This is a genomic window from Pseudophaeobacter sp. 1A09344, from assembly GCF_041008745.1.
GTDB lineage: Bacteria > Pseudomonadota > Alphaproteobacteria > Rhodobacterales > Rhodobacteraceae > Phycobacter > Phycobacter gallaeciensis_A.
The window spans coordinates 12,429-28,332 of sequence record NZ_JAXGFS010000008.1; the positions used below are offsets into that span (position 1 = coordinate 12,429).

Here is a 15,904-nt window from a genome sequence, read left to right on the forward strand (position 1 = left end):
CTCCGCCCGCGCCAGGCAGGGCGGAGCCGTTGCGCCCGGTTGGACGGATCAGTTGCCGTTATAGGCGTCGAGAATAGCCTTGCCGTCATCGCCGACCGAGGCCAGCCATTCTTCGGTCATCTTGGCGCCGATTGCCTTTAGCTCGCCCAGGAACTCGGGGCTAGCGTCGGTGACTGTCATGCCATTGGCGCTCAGCTGGTCGAAATACCAGTTTGCCAGTTCCTCGGACTTGGCGGCGCAGGCGGCACCGGTCTCATCGGCGGCCTTCTGAACGGCGGCCTGCATATCATCGCTAAGGCCTTCCCAGGCTTGCTTGTTGACGATGACATAGTTGCGCGGCAGCCAGGCATTGACCTTGTAATAATGGCTCAGATGCTCCCAGACCTTGCGGTCATAGCCGGTGGAGCCGGAGGAGATGAAGGCCTCGGCAACGCCGGTGGCCAGCGCCTGCGACAGCTCTGCCGCTTCGATCTGCACCGGGATCATGCCCAGTTCTTCGGCAAAGGTGGCGGTGGCGGTGTTATAGGAGCGGAACTTCACGCCCTGAGTATCGGCCGAAGAGCCGACTTCCTTGTTGAAGTAGAAGCCCTGACCGGGCCAAGGGCAGGTGTAAAGCGCCACCAGGTTGAGATCGGACAGCTGGGCGTTCACCTTGTCCTTGGCGGCGGCCCACAGCTTTTCGTTGTCCGCGTATGTGGTGGCGACAAAGGGCAGGTTGTCCCAGCCCAGAAGCGGCGCCTCGTTGGCATGGGCGGACATGAAGCGTTCGCCGATGGGGGCCTGCCCGGTCTGCACGGCGCGCTTGATCTCGCCGCCTTTGAACAGCGAGCCGCCCGGATGCACGGTGATGTCGATCTCGCCGCCAGTATAGTCGCGGACCTTGTCGGCAAAAACGACGCCCATTTCCGAATGGAAGTTGGTCGCGGCATAGGCCATGGGCATGTCCCATTTTTCCGCCGTGGCTGCCGCAGCCGACAGGGCCAGGGCAGAGACGGAATAGGCAACGGTCTTTGTGAAATTAGCGATCATTGTGATCTCCCTGTTTTGGTTGGTCTTTTTTTCTGGTTCTTATGGTTTTGGCGCCTCAGGCGAACCGGTCCGGTTCATAGGGGCGCAGGTCGATATTGCTGGGCTGGCCTGCGATCATGTCAGCCACCATACGGCCGGTCTTGGCGCCGCCTGTCAGGCCGACGTGGTGATGGCCAAAGGCGGCATAGACGCCGGTGCTGCCGACCTCTCCGATCAGCGGCAGGCTGTCCGAGGGCGCCGGGCGATAGCCGAGCCATTCTTCCTCGCTCTCCGCGACCATCTGCGGAAAGCACTGCTTGACCTTGCGGCGCAGGAGCGCCAGCGGTGCCTTGGATTTTTCTTCGCTGAGGCCGCCGAATTCGACGATGCCGGCGCAGCGTAGCCCCTGATCCATCGCGGTCGCAACGAATTTCCCCGAGGCCAGCATCATCGGGTTGTTGGGCGTCTGGCTGGGGCCCTTAAAGACGATGTGATAGCCGCGCTCCGCCTCAAGCGGCACGTTGAGGCCCAGTTTCTGCATCAGCGGCTTGGACCAGACACCGGTGGCCAGGACCGCTTCGCGGCATTCAAAACGGCCCTTGTCAGTGTCCACCGCGCTGATGCGCCCGCCGGACAGATCGAAATCCTTCACCTCGGCCTGCACGAAACGTCCGCCCATCTCCTGCAGCAGGTTGACCAGATCGCGCACGTAGTTGCCGGGGTTGAGGATGTAGCCGTGGTTCTTCATCACCGCGAGCAGCTTCATCTCGGGCGCCAGGATCGGCTCCCGCTCCTGCACTTCGGCGCCTTCGATCAGCTCGGGCACGAACCCGGCCTCGCGGCGCAGGTCCCAGACGTATTTATCCGCGTCAAAGGCCGCGCGGTCTTCATAGGCAAAGCAATAGTCGCTTTCCTGCACCCATTTGGCCGCGGGGGTGCCGCGGGTCAGGGCCTGATGCTGTTCGACGCTGTCGCCGATAACATGGGTCAGCCCCTTGGCGATGCGGCGGGTGTCACCATCGTTGGCATGCGACAGGTATTTCACAAGCCAGGGCACCAGTTTCGGTGCATAGGACCAGCGCATGAACAGCGGGAAATTGGGGTCCATCAGGTATTTCGGCCCCTTAGGCAGCAGCCCGGGCGTGGTGACTGGAACGATGGCGGAGCTGGCCAGAATGCAGCCGTTGCCATAGGACGCGCCCATGCCCGGCTCGCCCTTGTCGATAAGCGTTACCTCATGGCCCGCGCGGCGCAGCCAGATGGCGGTGGCGGCGCCGACAATGCCCGCGCCGATCACGATGGTCTGCGGCGCGCTCATGCGGGGGACCGTTCTGCGAAACTGTAGGTGGTCATGATTTCTGTCATCGTCTCTGCTGGTTTTGGCCAACCATGCATAGGGAATTATATCATTTCAAATACTATTATCTGGCAGGGGTATCAGGAAAAATGATATGATTGTGATATGAACCTCAGATTCCGACAGATGCAGGCTTTTCATGCAGTGATGGAAACCGGAACCGTCACTGGTGCGGCGGCGACCCTTGGGATTTCGCAGCCGGGCATTTCCAATCTGCTGAGCCAACTGGAGCGGCAGACCGGGATCAAACTGTTCGAACGGGTCAAGGGGCGGCTGACCGCCACGCCCGAGGCAACGCTGCTATTCCGGGAAATCGATACCGTGGTGCGGGGCTTTGATCATGTGACCCAGGCGGTGATCGATTTGCAGAACAAGCAGGTCGGCCAACTGCAGGTTGCCTCGCAGCATTCGATGTCCTTTGGTTTCATGCCGCGGCTGATCGCCGAATTTGCCCGTGACCGGCCGGATTTGTCGATTTCCTTCCAGTCGCAATATTCGTCCAAGATACAGGAATGGGTGCTGTCGGGCCTGTTCGAGATCGGCATCTGCGAAATGCCGCTTCTGTATGATGCGCTGGATGTGCATCCGGTCACCGTGGAATGTCGCATAGCCATGCCGGAGGCCAGCCCGCTGGCCCGGCACGAGGTAATCACGCCCGAATTGCTGGAGGGCGAACCGTTTATCGTGATGGGGCCGGATCACATGACCCACCGCCGCACACGTGAAGCGTTTCTGCAGGCGGGGGTGCCGCTGCGGGCGCGGGTCCATGCGCATCTGTTCAAGAACCTGTTGAGTTTCGTCAAAGAAGGCATGGGCGTTGCCATCATTGATCCCTTCGTGCTGGATTTCGACCGGGACGGCGGCTTTGTCTCGCGCCGGTTTAAGCCCGCAATCCTGATGGAAATGGCCGTCATCACCTCAAGCGCACGACCGCTTTCGGCGATCGGTCAGGAATTTCTGGACCGGCTGAAAACCGCGCTGGTGTCCTATACCCTGGCCGTGTCAGATTGACCCCTCGCGGGCATACCTGCATCGAAGAGGCCACAACGGGTTATCTCAACGACGCTTATCTGTTGACTTGAGGGCCTGCTATCGCGTGAATTTATGATAATTTTACGATTTATGACTGTTTGAGAACGCAAAGCGGGAGGGCACGGATATGGAGCGCGGTGGAAAGACGGTTTACGGAGCGACTGTTGGGATCCTGATGCTGGAAACGCAGTTTCCACGGGTGCATGGCGATGTCGGAAATGCGCTGACCTGGGATTTTCCGGTGCAGTATCGTGTTGTCGAAGGCGCCAGTCCCGACCGGGTGGTGCGCAATGACCCATCTGACCTGGCCGAGCGCTTTATCGAGGCGGGGCATGACCTGATCCGTTCGGGCTGCGATGGTATCACCACCACTTGCGGTTTCCTGTCGCTGATACAGGAGGAGGTGAAATCGGCGCTTGGCGTACCGGTGGCTACATCCTCATTGATGCAGGTGCCGATGGTGCAAAGCCTGCTGCCCGCCGGGAAACGCTGTGGCGTTTTGACGATCTCCGAAGAGGCGCTGGGCCCGGAGCATCTGGCCGCCGCGGGGGCGCCGCCGGACACGCCGGTGGTGGGAACCGATGGCGGGCGCTGCATGACCCGCGATTTTCTGGGGGACAAGCCGACAATCGACTTCGCGGCCTGCCGTCTCGACATGATCGATGCGGGTCTTGGCATGATGCAAAGCTATCCGGATGTTGGCGCCATCGTGCTGGAATGCACCAATATGGTTCCGTATGCACGGGACCTGCGCAAGGTCACCGGGGTACCGGTTTATTCCATCTACAGCTTCATCAACTGGTTCCAGGCCGGGTTGCTGCCGCGGCATTTCCCGCTAGAGGTGGACGATCCGCGCTGGATGTGACGCGGCGCGCGCAGGCTATTTCTGACTGACGGCGCTGTGCCATTCGTTCAGGAACCGCGCCCGCTTCAGTCGATCCAGGAACACCAGCAGCCCCGGCCCCAGCTGGATCGGCCGCAGGGGCGCGCTGTGATCGCTGGCTTCGACCGGGTAGCGGTGAAACGGGTAGCCGGGATCGGGATCAGGACCCCAGGCTGCCTGCAACAAATGATCGACAAAGGCTTCGGCCAGATCCGGCTGCTGTGCATTTTCCAAGATTACGGCAGTGCGCAGCATCATGTTGGTGTAATCCTGCGGATCGATGATCACGATACTGTCTGTCAGGTCCGTGCGCGCCAGCGCGTAGCTGCCCAGCACATTATAGGCGATGGCGAGATCTCCGCGCGCGACATCGCGGATCATCTGCCCCGAACAGCAGTACAGCCGCACCTCTAGCCCGCCAAAGATCTCCATCAGTCGCCAGTAAGAATCCGAGGTCCGCGCATCCTGGGTGGCAAACAGATAACCAAGGCCGCTGGTGGCGATGTCATAGGTGCCGATACGGTCCCGGAAGCGATCGGGGTGCTGTCGTAGAAGGCGGATCAGATCCTGTCGGGTCCGGGGCAGCTCCAGCCCGTTAAAGGCGGCGCGCGACAAAAGCAGGGACGCAGGCTCCTGCGAAAAGGCAAAGACATGATCACGCCAGTTCGCCCAGTCCGGCATGACGTCGGTCGCGGCAGACCTGTGGTGCCGGGTGTAGCCATCGTTGGCCAGTTTGGTCTGCAGGTCCATGGCAGAAGAGACGGCGATATCAAACCGCGCCTGCGGGCCCGAACCCGTGGTCACCACCTCCATCAAAACAGCGCTGCTGACGGTGGTGTATTCGATGGCGGTGCCCGGCCTGTCCGCAAGAAAACTCTCGACCAGCGGCGCCAGAACATCCATGTCCGTGGTGGACAATACCCGCAGCGCCGGGGCGCCCTCGGGGCCAAAACGGCGGAATTCCTCTACTTCAAAACTGGATGCGGGCAAGGCCAGCCCCAGGGCCGACACCATCAGCGCAAGGGAAAAGACAAGGAAACGCATGCTCCGGCTCCTGTATCTGAAGGGGCGATGATCAGCTTACCACCATGGGCTTCGGCAACTTCGCGGGCAATGGTCAGCCCGAGGCCGGAGCCGATTGTCCCAGCGGCATTGCTGCCGCGCACAAACCGTTCGGTCAGGGCGGCTGTGTCTGTGTCTTCGGGAAATCCACCTGCCTGATCTTGGACCGAGACGATGGCGTCCAGCGGTCCCTGCCGCACCGTGACCTCAACATTGGTTTCCGAAGGGGCGTATTTGATGGCGTTATCCAGAATATTGCGCACGGCGTTCTGGATCAGAATGGCATCGCCCCGGAGCGGCGCAACCCCGTCGCAGGCAAACTGCAGGTCGATATCCTTCAGATCCGCCACGGGCCGCAGCCGATCGACCAGGTCATGGGTCAGCGTATCAAGGGCCACCTCCTTGCGTTCCAGACTGTCGGTGCGGAAGGTCACCATGGCATGATCCAAAAGCTGCCCCGCCGCGCGGGAGCTTTCGTCGATGGCGCGGATCATCTCACGCAAGGAGGCCCGGTTTTCTGCCTTGTCCACTCGGCGTAGGGTGATTTCGGCCTGTGCCCGGACCGTGGCCAGCGGCGTGCGGACCCGGTGTGCGGCCTCGGCGATGAAGTCTTCGGATCGCGCGAGGGAGACCCTCAGGCGTTCAATGAACCGGTTCAGTGATTGCACCAGTGGCAACATTTCGCTGGGCACCGCATGGCGGACCGGGCGCAGATCCTTTGGGCCGCGGCGCGAGACAACGGCACTGAGCGCGTGCAGCGGCTGGATGCTGGATTGTGCGGCCCAGACACCAAGCAGGGCGGAAATCAGGAAAAAACCGCCGCCCATCAACATGGCCCAGCGGGTCAGCCGCCCCAGCTCGGCCGCCTGTCCTTCGCGGGTCTGAGCCACGGTGATGACCACATCGACCGGTCCGTTGTTCAGGGACAGGCGCCGGACCAGCGCCACCATGCGCAGGCTGCTGCCGCGGTAGCTTTCGGTATCAAAGGCGGGATCTCCCGGGGCAGGGCGCTGGGCGGTCTGCGGCAGGTCTTCGTATCCGGTCAGCAGCAGGCCATCCTGACGCACACTGTAGAACACCCTGTCGTCGCTGACATTGCCCAGCATCGAAAGCGCCGCATAGGGAATATCGAGGGTGACGGCGCCGGATTGTACCCGTACCGAATCCATGATCGATGTCGCCGAGGCGAGCAGGATGCTGTCATGGGTGCGCTGAGACACGTCGCGCGTAAAGACAAGAACGGTGAAAAACAGGATCGTGGCCAGACACGCCGCGCTCATCACTACCTGAAGGATCAACCGGCGCCGCAGCGATCCGCTGGTGCGCAGGGGAGGGGGGTGGGGTGCGGGGGGCTGCGGCGGGGTCATGCCAGCGACATCCGGTAGCCCAGCCCGCGCACGGTTACGATGGCTGCGCCGGATCCGGCAAGGCGCTTGCGCAGCCGACCCACATAGACCTCGATGGCGTTCTCCGACACTTCCTCGTCGTAGGAAAACAACCGGTCCACCAGTTTTGCCTTGGAATAAATGCGGTCCGGGGCGCTCAGGAAGATTTCTAGCAGCCGCAGTTCCTTGTTGCGCAGCGGCACCGGGGTTCCGGCCACCACAAGCGTGCCGGCCAGCGGATCAAAGACCAGATTCGCGAATCGCTGCTGGTTGGAACTGTTGCCGCCCTGACGCCGCAGAACCGCACGGCAGCGGGCTTCCAACTCGGAAAAATCAAAGGGTTTGGTGATGTAATCGTCAGCGCCAAGGTCCAGCACGCCGACCCGGTCCGACACTTCTGATCGCGCCGTCAGCACGATCACCGGGGTCTTTCCCTCGCGGGCGCGATGGGCTTTCAGGAAGCTGCGGCCATCCCCGTCCGGCAACATAATATCCAACAAAATCAGATCGTAATCCGTGGTTGCGGAAAATGCCTCGGCGTCCCGGGCGCCTGGCGCATGGTCGACAACATGGCCATCCATCCGCAACCGGTCACAGACCGCAGCTGCCAGGCTCATGTTGTCCTCAACCAGCAGAAATCGCATCCCATCCCTGTCCTTGATCCGGCGCATGCTGACAGGTCTGTGACAGGTCCGTGTCAGCTTTGCGTGTTCTTCATTCAGTCATGAGCGGCTTGGCCGCCACTTGTCAAATGGGAGGACAACACATGACATTTACCCTGACCCGACGGGCCCTGATGGCTGCGGCGACCGCGACCCTTGCCCTTGGCGCACCCGCGATGGCCGAAGACATGGCCGTCGACAGCATCCATTTCCTGATTCCCGGCGGCGCCGGCGGTGGCTGGGACGGCACCGCGCGCGGCACCGGCGAGGCGCTGACCAAGGCAGGTCTTGTGGGCACGGCATCGTTCGAGAACATGTCGGGTGGTGGCGGCGGCAAGGCCATCGGCTACCTGATCGAGAACGCCGACAGCAACCACGGCACCTTGATGGTGAACTCTACCCCCATCGTGATCCGTTCGCTGACCGGGGTCTTCCCGCATAACTTCCGCGACTTGACCATGGTTGCAGGCACCATCGGCGACTACGCAGCCATCGTGGTGGGCAAGGACAGCCCGATCAATTCCATGGCCGATCTGATCGCCGCCTACAAGGCAGACCCGCGCGGCACTGCCATCGGCGGCGGCTCGGTTCCGGGCGGAATGGATCATCTGGTCGCGGCCATGGTGATGAAGGCAGCGGGCGAGAACCCGACTGAGGTCAAATACATCCCCTATGACGCGGGCGGTATGGCCATGGCGGCGCTGCTGTCGGGCGAGATCAAGGCGCTTTCCACCGGGTTCTCCGAGGCCATCGATCTGGCCAACGCGGGCGAGGTGAAGATCATCGGTGTTACCGCAGATGACCGCGTACCGGCCTATGCCGATGCCATGACCATGAAGGAGCAGGGCATCGACGCGAGCTTTGTCAACTGGCGCGGTTTCTTCGGCGCCCCCGGCCTGCCGGAAGAGCGCAAAGCAGCCTATCAAGCAGCCATCGCGAAGATGTACGACACGCCCGAATGGGAAGAGGTGCGGGCTCGCAATGGCTGGGTCAACATCCACAACAGCGGCGAAGACTTTGAAAAGTTCCTCGAAGGTCAGGAAGAGGTCATCAAATCGCTGATGCAGGAACTCGGGTTCCTCTGATCCCGTGTCGCCCAACCGGCGTCGCCTCCGGGGCATCGAAAGATCTGCCCGGGAGGTGACGCCTTCCTTTATCCAAGATTTCCCCGGAGAAGAGCATGGCGCTTGACCGATGGATCGCGCTGGTCATCCTGCTGATCAGCCTCACCTATGGCTATGCGGCCTATTTCACCATGGACGCAGGCCTTCCCCCCTTCATGAAATTCAATGCCATCTGGCCCAGCACCTTTCCCAAGGTCCTGTCGGTGCTGGCGGCCATCTGCGCCCTGATCATTGTGTTGAGCCCGCAAAAGGGCGACAGCGGCCCCAAGGTTGGCGACATCGATCACCGACGGCTTGGCGATTATAAACTGGGGCAGGCGCTGGCGCTTCTGGCTCTGATGGTGGCCTATGCGCTCTTGCTGCGGCCCGCCGGGTTCCTGATCTCCACGGTGGGCTTCCTGACCCTTGGCGCGGTGATCCTGGGTGAGCGCAAGCTGCACGTCCTGCTGCCCATCGCGGCGCTTGCGGCGGGCGGCGTCTGGTATCTGGTGCAAGAGGTTCTGGGGATCTTCCTCAGCCCCTGGCCGATCTTCTTTGGCGTGGGAGGCTGATATGTTCGAAGGTATCATGATTGGCCTTTCCAGCGCCTTTTCCCTGACGAACCTGATGATGGTGATCGGCGGCTGTCTGATCGGCACATTCATCGGCATGCTGCCGGGGCTTGGTCCCATGAGCATCATCTCGATCATGATCCCGGTGGCGATCACCATCGGCGACCCTTCTGCGGCGCTGATCCTTCTGGCCGGGGTCTATTATGGCGCGATCTTTGGCGGCTCGACCTCGTCGATCCTGATCAATGCGCCGGGGGTTGCTTCGACCGTGGCGACTTCGTTTGACGGCTATCCGTTGGCGCGGCAGGGCAAGGCCGGCAAGGCGCTGACGGTGGCGGCGATCTCGTCCTTCTGCGGGGGCAGCATCGGCGCGGTGCTGTTGATGATCTTTGCGCCCGCGCTGGCAACCGTGGCGCTGCTGTTCCATTCCGCAGAGTATTTTGCGCTGATGGTGGTGGGGCTGTCGGCCATCGCGGCCTTTGCCGGAACCGGGCAGGTGGTGAAGGCGCTGCTGATGACGTTGTTGGGGCTGATCATGGCCACCGTGGGCGAGGGCGCGTTGTTCAACATGCCGCGTTTCACCATGGGGATCATGGATCTGCAGTCCGGCTTTGGTTTTATCACGCTTGCCATGGCGATGTTCGCCCTGCCGGAGGCGCTGTATCTGGTGCTGGATCCCAGCCGGTCCAAGACGGAGGGCGGCAGCAGCGAGATCAAGGAGCTGCGCATCACGCGGGACGAGGCGCGCGCGATTGCCCCGGTGATCGGTCGCCAATCGATCCAAGGGTTTTTGATCGGGGTATTGCCTGGGGCTGGGGCCACGATTGCGTCCTTCCTGGGCTATGCGGTGGAGCGCAATATTGCGCCCAAGGAGGAGCAGGAGCAGTTCGGCAAGGGCTCGGTCAAGGGGCTGGCCGCACCGGAAAGCGCCAATAACGCGGCCTGCACCGGATCCTTCGTGCCGCTGCTGACGCTGGGCATTCCCGGATCGGGCACCACGGCGATCCTCTTGGGTGCGCTCATCGCGCTCAATGTCTCGCCGGGGCCGCGCCTGATGATCGACGAGCCGCAGATCTTCTGGGCAGTGATCATCTCCATGTATGTGGGTAATCTGGTGCTGCTGGTGCTGAACCTGCCGCTGATCCCCTATATCGCCAAGGTGCTGGCAGTGCCGCGCAACTACCTGATCCCCTTCATCCTGTTCTTCACCTTGATGGGGGCCTACATCGGGCAGAACAACGCAACCGAGTTGCTGATCCTCGTTGGGCTTGGCGTCTGCGCGACCATACTGAGGTTCGCGGATTACCCACTTGCCCCTTTGTTGATCGGCTTCATCCTTGGCTCAATGCTGGAGGACAACTTTGCCCGGGCGATGCAGCTTTATGACGGGCTGGGCTTCCTGCTGGACCGGCCGATGACGCTGGCGCTTCTGGTGCTGGCGGGGCTTCTGGTGCTGTTGCCGAGCTATCGCGCGCGCCGGGCACGGCTGCGGCAGGCAGGGGTGTCCGACGGCGACTGAGTATTAGCCCTGAAATTATGAACTGGCCCGGGCGGACATGCCGGGCCAGTCTTTTTGTCTGCGTCGGATGGTCCTCTGTCTGACGCTCGTTCACTCTGGCAGGGTCTTACGGGAACGCGCGCAGATGCCGGGAGGGCTGCACATGAAATCACTTACCTTGACCCTTGTTCTGTCAGTCCTGCCGCTGGCCGCCTTCGCGGATGTGCTGGAGGTGCAGAAGGTTACCGATGATATCTGGGCGCTGGTCGGCCCGAAAAGCCAACGCAACACTGAAAACCTTGGCAACAATGCCACCTTCGGCGTGGTGGTCACCTCCGAGGGGGTGGTGCTGATGGATCCCGGCGGTTCGTGGAAAGGCGCCGAGATGATTGACGCCACCATAGATCAGATCACCGATCAGCCGGTGACCTATGTGATCGACACCGGCGGGCAGGATCACCGCTGGCTGGGCAATGGTTACTGGCAGGCGCAGGGCGCAACCGTGATCGCATCCGAGGCCGCGGTGGCCGATCACAAGGACCGCCAGTCTATGCAGATGACGATGCTCTCGCAGCTTTTGGGGGATGAACTGGCAGGCACCGAGCCGCGCTATGCCGATGTGACCTTTGAAACGGGTCATGATCTCACGGTCGGTGGTCTGACCTTCCAGATCACCCATCACGGGCAGGCCCATACGCCGGGCGACAGTTTTGTCTGGCTCAAGGACCGGGATGTGATGTTCACCGGGGATATTGTTTATGTGGAGCGGATCCTTGGCGTCGGGCCGCAGTCAAATGCCAAAAGCTGGATCGAGACCTTTGAGGCGATGGCGGCCTATGAGCCGACCCATGTGGTTCCCGGCCATGGCCATGCCACCACGCTGGAACAGGCCCGCGCTGACACCTTCGAATACCTTGTGAACCTGCGCTCCCAAATCGGTGCCCTGATCGAAGAGGGCGGTGATATCATGGACGCGCCCGGGGTTGATCAGTCTGCTTTTGCCGGGCTTGAGCAATTCGACAGTCTGGCCGGGCGCAATGCGCAGACGGTCTATGAGGAGATGGAGTGGGAATAACCCCGCTGGCCCTTCTGTAACCTGTAGCCGCCTCCATCCCGGGGGCGGTTTTTGTTTCGGCCTGTGTTGTCAGGCCTGTGTCATCAGGCCGTTACAAAATATTCACTGTCATGCGCCCTTTATTTCCTATATTCATGAAATATGGAAAAAGAGATTCCCTCCCGCCTGACCACGCTAGGCCATCCACAGCGACTGGCCATTTTCCGGCTGCTGATGCGGCGCTATCCGGACCGGATGCCCGCAGGTGAAATCGCCGGGGCGCTGGATCTGAAGGCCAGCACCCTTTCCACCTATCTGTCTGCGCTGATGCAGGCGGGGTTGGTGACGCAGGAACGGGCCGGGACCTCGCTGCTCTACACCGTCGATATGTCAGCGGTGCAACAGACCTTTGACTATCTGATGCTCGATTGTTGCCGCGGGCGTCCGGACCTTTGCCTGCCCGCCGCCACTTCCCCCCAAACAGGACACACCGCCATGACCGCGCGCAAATACAACGTGTTATTCATTTGCACCGGAAATTCCGCCCGCTCGATCTTTGCCGAAAGCATCCTGCGCGATCGCGCTTCGGATCGCTTCAACGTCTACTCCGCCGGAACCCGGCCCCAGTCAGACCTGAACCCCTTTGCGGTGGAGGTGCTGCAATCCAAGGGGCATGACACCGCGCATCTGCGGGCCAAGAATACGGCCGAGTTCACGGGACCGGATGCGCCGCAGATGGATTTCGTTTTTACCGTCTGCAATCAGGCCGCCAATGAGGAATGCCCTGCCTGGGACGGTCAGCCGATCAGTGGCCACTGGGGCATGCCGGACCCGGTCAAGGCCGAGGGCACCGATGCCGAAAAAAGCCTCGCCTTTCATCAGGCCTATGGCGCGCTGAAACGCCGGATCGAGGCCTTTACGGCGCTGCCCATCGAAACACTGGACCGCATCGCCCTGCAACACGCGGTGGATGATATCGCCAGCCAAGCACAGGAAGACACCCAATGACCACATATGCTGTGAACGGCCTTGGCCGGATCGGAAAACTTGCCCTGAAACCGCTGCTGGAGCAGGGCGCGCAAATCGCCTGGATTAACGACGCGGTGGGTGATCCGGAAATGCACGCACATCTTTTGGAGTTCGACACGGTGCATGGACGCTGGGATGCAGAGTTTTCCCATGATGCAGACAGCGTGACGATCAATGACATGCGTCTTCCCTTCATCGGCACCTCCGATCTGTCCAAACTGCCGCTCGACGGCGTGGATGTGGTCATCGACTGCACCGGTGTGTTCAAGACAGAGGCCAAGCTTGCCCCCTATTTCGACGCGGGCGTGAAAAAGGTCGTGGTCTCCGCCCCGGTCAAGGATGGCGATACGGCCAATATCGTCTATGGCGTCAATGAGGGCACCTATGATCCGGCGCGCCACAGCATCGTGACGGCTGCCAGTTGCACCACCAATTGCCTGGCGCCTGTGGTCAAGGTGATCCACGAAAATCTGGGTATCCGGCACGGCTCCATCACCACCATCCACGATGTCACCAATACCCAGACTATCGTCGACCGCCCAGCCAAAGACCTACGCCGGGCGCGCTCGGCGCTGAATTCGCTGATCCCGACAACCACCGGCAGCGCCACGGCAATCACGCTGATCTATCCGGAGCTTACCGGGCGCCTGAATGGCCATGCGGTGCGGGTGCCGCTGCTGAATGCCTCGCTCACCGACTGCGTTTTCGAGGTGGAGCGCGAAACCACCGCCGAAGAGGTCAACGCCCTGTTCAAAGCTGCCGCGGAAGGGGAGCTGGAGGGCATCCTTGGCTATGAGACCCGCCCGCTGGTCTCGACCGATTACACCAATGATCAGCGCTCTTCGATCGTGGATGCGCCCTCGACCATGGTGATCAATGGCACCCAGGTGAAAGTTTATGCCTGGTATGACAATGAAATGGGCTACGCTTGGCGGCTTGTCGATGTGGCCCTGATGGTCGGAGCCTCGCTGTGAGCCAGCGCCCCGAGGGTCTGTCGGCCTATATCGCGGTGACGGCGGCCTATTGGGCCTTCATGCTCACCGATGGGGCGCTGCGGATGCTGGTCCTCTTGCATTTCCACACGCTGGGGTTCTCTCCGGTGCAGCTGGCCTATCTCTTTGTCCTATATGAGATCGCCGGGATGGTGACGAACCTATCGGCGGGCTGGATCGCGGCGCGCTTCGGGCTGGCGGCGACGCTTTATGCCGGGTTGGCGTTGCAGATCGCGGCGCTGGGCGCGCTGACGCAGCTTGATCCGGACCGGGCCATTGGTGCCTCGGTCGTCTTCGTGATGTGTGTGCAGGGGATTTCGGGCGTGGCCAAGGATCTGGCCAAGATGTCGTCGAAATCGGCGGTGAAGCTCTTGGCGCCCTCGGCAAACGGCGGATTGTTCCGTTGGGTGGCGGTGCTGACCGGATCGAAGAACGCGGTGAAGGGGCTGGGCTTCCTGCTCGGTGCGGCGCTGCTGGCGATGCTTGGGTTTAGCTGGTCGATCATTGCCATGGCCATGGTTCTGGCGCTGGTCTTTGCCGGCATCGTAATGCTGATGCCACCCGGACTGCCGACCGGGCGCAAGGGCGCGAAGTTTTCCGAGGTGTTCTCGAAATCCGCCAATGTGAACTGGCTGTCGGCGGCGCGGGTGTTCCTGTTCGGCGCGCGCGATGTCTGGTTCGTGGTGGGCATCCCGATCTATTTTTACGCGGTGCTGTCGGATGGATCCGAGGCGGGTAACCGCGCGGCCTTCTTCATGATCGGCACATTCATGGCGGTGTGGATCATCCTCTATGGTGCGGTGCAAGCCGCTGCACCGTGGCTGCTGGGCGCAGCCAAACGGCCCGAGAGCGCCTTGATCCGCGCCGCGCGCGGCTGGGCGCTGGCGCTTTTTACCGTGCCTGCGGCGCTGACCCTTGCGGTCTGGATGTCGCCGACGCCGCAGCCCTGGCTGACGGCGGTTCTTGTCCTTGGCCTTCTGGCCTTTGGCGCGCTGTTCGCGGTGAACTCTTCGCTGCATTCCTACCTGATCCTGGCCTTCACCAAGGCCGAGCGGGTCACGATGGATGTGGGTTTTTATTACATGGCAAATGCGGGCGGCCGCCTGACTGGTACGCTCTTGTCCGGGCTGACCTATCAGGTTGGCGGGCTCGCGCTTGTTCTGGGGACGGCGGCACTTATGGTGGCGCTGTCGGCGCTTGCCGCGGGCAAGCTGCACGTTGAAGGCGCGGAGGTCATGCCATGAGCATCTTTGAAAGATATCTGAGCGTCTGGGTCGCGCTGGCCATGGTGGCGGGTATCGTCATCGGCAATATCGCACCGGCGCTGGTGCAGATGATCGCGGCGGCGGAACTGGCGCGGGTCAATCTGGTGGTTGCAGTGCTGATCTGGGCGATGGTCTATCCGATGATGGTCGGCGTCGATCCCGCCGCGGTGAAGGATGCTTTCAAACAGCCGCGGGGTCTGGGCATCACGCTGGTGGTCAACTGGTTGATCAAACCCTTCACCATGGCGCTGTTGGGGCTGTTGTTCTTCGAAGGCATCTTTGCCGATCTGGTATCGCCCGAGGATGCGCAACAGTACATTGCCGGTCTGATTCTTCTGGGCGCGGCGCCCTGCACGGCTATGGTCTTTGTCTGGTCGCAGCTGACGCGGGGGGATGAGAATTACACCCTGCTGCAGGTGTCGCTGAATGATGTGGTGATGGTCTTTGCCTTTGCGCCCATCGTCGCCTTCCTGCTGGGCGTCACAGATATCGAAGTGCCCTGGGAAACGCTGGTTCTGTCGGTGGTCCTCTTTGTGCTGCTGCCGCTATTGGCCGGGATCTGGACCCGGAAAAGGCTGGGCAGCGCGGCGCGGATTGAGGGCTTTCAGGCCCACGTTAAACCCTGGTCGGTGATCGGGTTGATCGCGACGGTGACGATCCTGTTCGGCCTGCAGGGGCAGGTGATCCTGGACCGGCCCGAGGTTATCGCGCTGATCGCGGTGCCCATTCTGATCCAGTCCTACGGGATCTTCGCGCTAGCCTATGGCGCGGCCTTCGCGCTGAAGGTGCCGCATCGGATCGCCGCGCCTTGCGCGCTGATCGGGACCTCGAATTTCTTTGAGCTGGCCGTCGCGGTTGCGATCTCGCTGTTCGGGCTGAATTCCGGCGCCGCGCTGGCCACCGTGGTCGGTGTGCTGGTGGAGGTGCCGGTGATGCTGTCGCTGGTGGCCTTTGCCAACCGGACCCGCAGCCGGTTTCCCGGCAACGGGTGAAGGCGCAGGC

General features: G+C 61.7%; 15 protein-coding genes. 10 read left to right on the plus strand and 5 right to left on the minus strand.

What is annotated here, in order from left to right; all coding sequences use genetic code 11:
* Window positions 1-48: 48 nt before the first annotated feature.
* A complete protein-coding gene (locus SM765_RS14390) occupies window positions 49-1,029 on the minus strand; it encodes a TRAP transporter substrate-binding protein (protein ID WP_274838347.1) in 981 nt (326 codons plus the stop codon).
* A 55-nt stretch (window positions 1,030-1,084) separates the two neighbouring features.
* Entirely contained in the window at window positions 1,085-2,326 is a 1,242-nt protein-coding gene (locus tag SM765_RS14395; protein WP_274838346.1) for an NAD(P)/FAD-dependent oxidoreductase, read from the minus strand.
* Window positions 2,327-2,470: 144 nt separating this feature from the next.
* On the opposite strand from SM765_RS14395, the gene SM765_RS14400 reads away from it, so the two are divergent.
* The gene (locus tag SM765_RS14400; protein WP_274838345.1) at window positions 2,471-3,376 is read left to right on the plus strand and encodes a LysR family transcriptional regulator; all 906 of its coding nucleotides are present in this window, start codon (window positions 2,471-2,473) and stop codon (window positions 3,374-3,376) included.
* A 148-nt stretch (window positions 3,377-3,524) separates the two neighbouring features.
* Complete coding sequence (locus tag SM765_RS14405) at window positions 3,525-4,262, plus strand: aspartate/glutamate racemase family protein (RefSeq protein WP_065270966.1); 738 nt, start codon at window positions 3,525-3,527, stop codon at window positions 4,260-4,262.
* Between the two features lie 15 nt (window positions 4,263-4,277).
* Here the strand turns inward: SM765_RS14405 and SM765_RS14410 are convergent, their stop codons facing one another.
* The 3 genes from SM765_RS14410 to SM765_RS14420 are packed head-to-tail and all read right to left on the minus strand — an operon-like array spanning window position 4,278 to window position 7,371.
* A complete protein-coding gene (locus tag SM765_RS14410) occupies window positions 4,278-5,324 on the minus strand; it encodes an ABC transporter substrate-binding protein (RefSeq protein WP_274838344.1) in 1,047 nt (348 codons plus the stop codon).
* Window positions 5,294-6,709, minus strand: coding sequence for a sensor histidine kinase (locus SM765_RS14415; protein ID WP_274845529.1), 1,416 nt, complete (start codon window positions 6,707-6,709; stop codon window positions 5,294-5,296). The genes SM765_RS14410 and SM765_RS14415 overlap by 31 nt, the downstream gene beginning before the upstream one ends.
* Entirely contained in the window at window positions 6,706-7,371 is a 666-nt protein-coding gene (locus SM765_RS14420; RefSeq protein WP_274832371.1) for a response regulator transcription factor, read from the minus strand. Before SM765_RS14420 ends, SM765_RS14415 begins: the two co-directional genes overlap by 4 nt.
* Window positions 7,372-7,493: 122 nt before the next feature.
* Here SM765_RS14420 and SM765_RS14425 point away from each other — a divergent pair, with 122 nt between their 5' ends.
* The 8 genes from SM765_RS14425 (at window position 7,494) to arsB (ending at window position 15,894) form a co-directional block, all read left to right on the plus strand.
* Entirely contained in the window at window positions 7,494-8,474 is a 981-nt protein-coding gene (locus tag SM765_RS14425; protein WP_065270963.1) for a Bug family tripartite tricarboxylate transporter substrate binding protein, read from the plus strand.
* Between the two features lie 95 nt (window positions 8,475-8,569).
* On the plus strand, window positions 8,570-9,064 hold the full coding sequence (locus SM765_RS14430) for a tripartite tricarboxylate transporter TctB family protein (protein ID WP_065270962.1): 495 nt from the start codon (window positions 8,570-8,572) through the stop codon (window positions 9,062-9,064).
* A gap of 1 nt (window position 9,065) precedes the next feature.
* The gene (locus SM765_RS14435) at window positions 9,066-10,583 is read left to right on the plus strand and encodes a tripartite tricarboxylate transporter permease (protein ID WP_274835840.1); all 1,518 of its coding nucleotides are present in this window, start codon (window positions 9,066-9,068) and stop codon (window positions 10,581-10,583) included.
* Between the two features lie 142 nt (window positions 10,584-10,725).
* Window positions 10,726-11,637, plus strand: a complete 912-nt coding sequence (locus SM765_RS14440; RefSeq protein ID WP_274838342.1) for an MBL fold metallo-hydrolase — start codon at window positions 10,726-10,728, stop codon at window positions 11,635-11,637.
* A 141-nt stretch (window positions 11,638-11,778) separates the two neighbouring features.
* On the plus strand, window positions 11,779-12,624 hold the full coding sequence (locus SM765_RS14445; protein WP_065270959.1) for an arsenate reductase/protein-tyrosine-phosphatase family protein: 846 nt from the start codon (window positions 11,779-11,781) through the stop codon (window positions 12,622-12,624).
* Window positions 12,621-13,619: an ArsJ-associated glyceraldehyde-3-phosphate dehydrogenase gene (locus SM765_RS14450; protein ID WP_274838341.1), complete on the plus strand. Its 999-nt coding sequence runs from the start codon at window positions 12,621-12,623 to the stop codon at window positions 13,617-13,619. The genes SM765_RS14445 and SM765_RS14450 overlap by 4 nt, the downstream gene beginning before the upstream one ends.
* Complete coding sequence (arsJ, locus tag SM765_RS14455; protein ID WP_368981555.1) at window positions 13,616-14,881, plus strand: organoarsenical effux MFS transporter ArsJ; 1,266 nt, start codon at window positions 13,616-13,618, stop codon at window positions 14,879-14,881. Before SM765_RS14450 ends, arsJ begins: the two co-directional genes overlap by 4 nt.
* Window positions 14,878-15,894, plus strand: coding sequence for an ACR3 family arsenite efflux transporter (arsB, locus tag SM765_RS14460; RefSeq protein ID WP_065270956.1), 1,017 nt, complete (start codon window positions 14,878-14,880; stop codon window positions 15,892-15,894). Before arsJ ends, arsB begins: the two co-directional genes overlap by 4 nt.
* Window positions 15,895-15,904: the final 10 nt, after the last annotated feature.

Bases quoted from the DNA above. Each gene is read 5' to 3' on its own strand.
- SM765_RS14415 (WP_274845529.1), bottom strand. From the start codon at position 6,709: ATGACCCCGCCGCAGCCCCCCGCACCCCACCCCCCTCCCCTGCGCACC.
- SM765_RS14410 (WP_274838344.1), bottom strand. From the start codon at position 5,324: ATGCGTTTCCTTGTCTTTTCCCTTGCGCTGATGGTGTCGGCCCTGGGG.
- arsB (WP_065270956.1), top strand. From the start codon at position 14,878: ATGAGCATCTTTGAAAGATATCTGAGCGTCTGGGTCGCGCTGGCCATG.
- SM765_RS14405 (WP_065270966.1), top strand. From the start codon at position 3,525: ATGGAGCGCGGTGGAAAGACGGTTTACGGAGCGACTGTTGGGATCCTG.
- SM765_RS14390 (WP_274838347.1), bottom strand. From the start codon at position 1,029: ATGATCGCTAATTTCACAAAGACCGTTGCCTATTCCGTCTCTGCCCTG.
- SM765_RS14435 (WP_274835840.1), top strand. From the start codon at position 9,066: ATGTTCGAAGGTATCATGATTGGCCTTTCCAGCGCCTTTTCCCTGACG.
- SM765_RS14430 (WP_065270962.1), top strand. From the start codon at position 8,570: ATGGCGCTTGACCGATGGATCGCGCTGGTCATCCTGCTGATCAGCCTC.
- SM765_RS14420 (WP_274832371.1), bottom strand. From the start codon at position 7,371: ATGCGATTTCTGCTGGTTGAGGACAACATGAGCCTGGCAGCTGCGGTC.
- SM765_RS14395 (WP_274838346.1), bottom strand. From the start codon at position 2,326: ATGAGCGCGCCGCAGACCATCGTGATCGGCGCGGGCATTGTCGGCGCC.
- SM765_RS14445 (WP_065270959.1), top strand. From the start codon at position 11,779: ATGGAAAAAGAGATTCCCTCCCGCCTGACCACGCTAGGCCATCCACAG.
- SM765_RS14440 (WP_274838342.1), top strand. From the start codon at position 10,726: ATGAAATCACTTACCTTGACCCTTGTTCTGTCAGTCCTGCCGCTGGCC.
- SM765_RS14400 (WP_274838345.1), top strand. From the start codon at position 2,471: ATGAACCTCAGATTCCGACAGATGCAGGCTTTTCATGCAGTGATGGAA.
- SM765_RS14450 (WP_274838341.1), top strand. From the start codon at position 12,621: ATGACCACATATGCTGTGAACGGCCTTGGCCGGATCGGAAAACTTGCC.
- SM765_RS14425 (WP_065270963.1), top strand. From the start codon at position 7,494: ATGACATTTACCCTGACCCGACGGGCCCTGATGGCTGCGGCGACCGCG.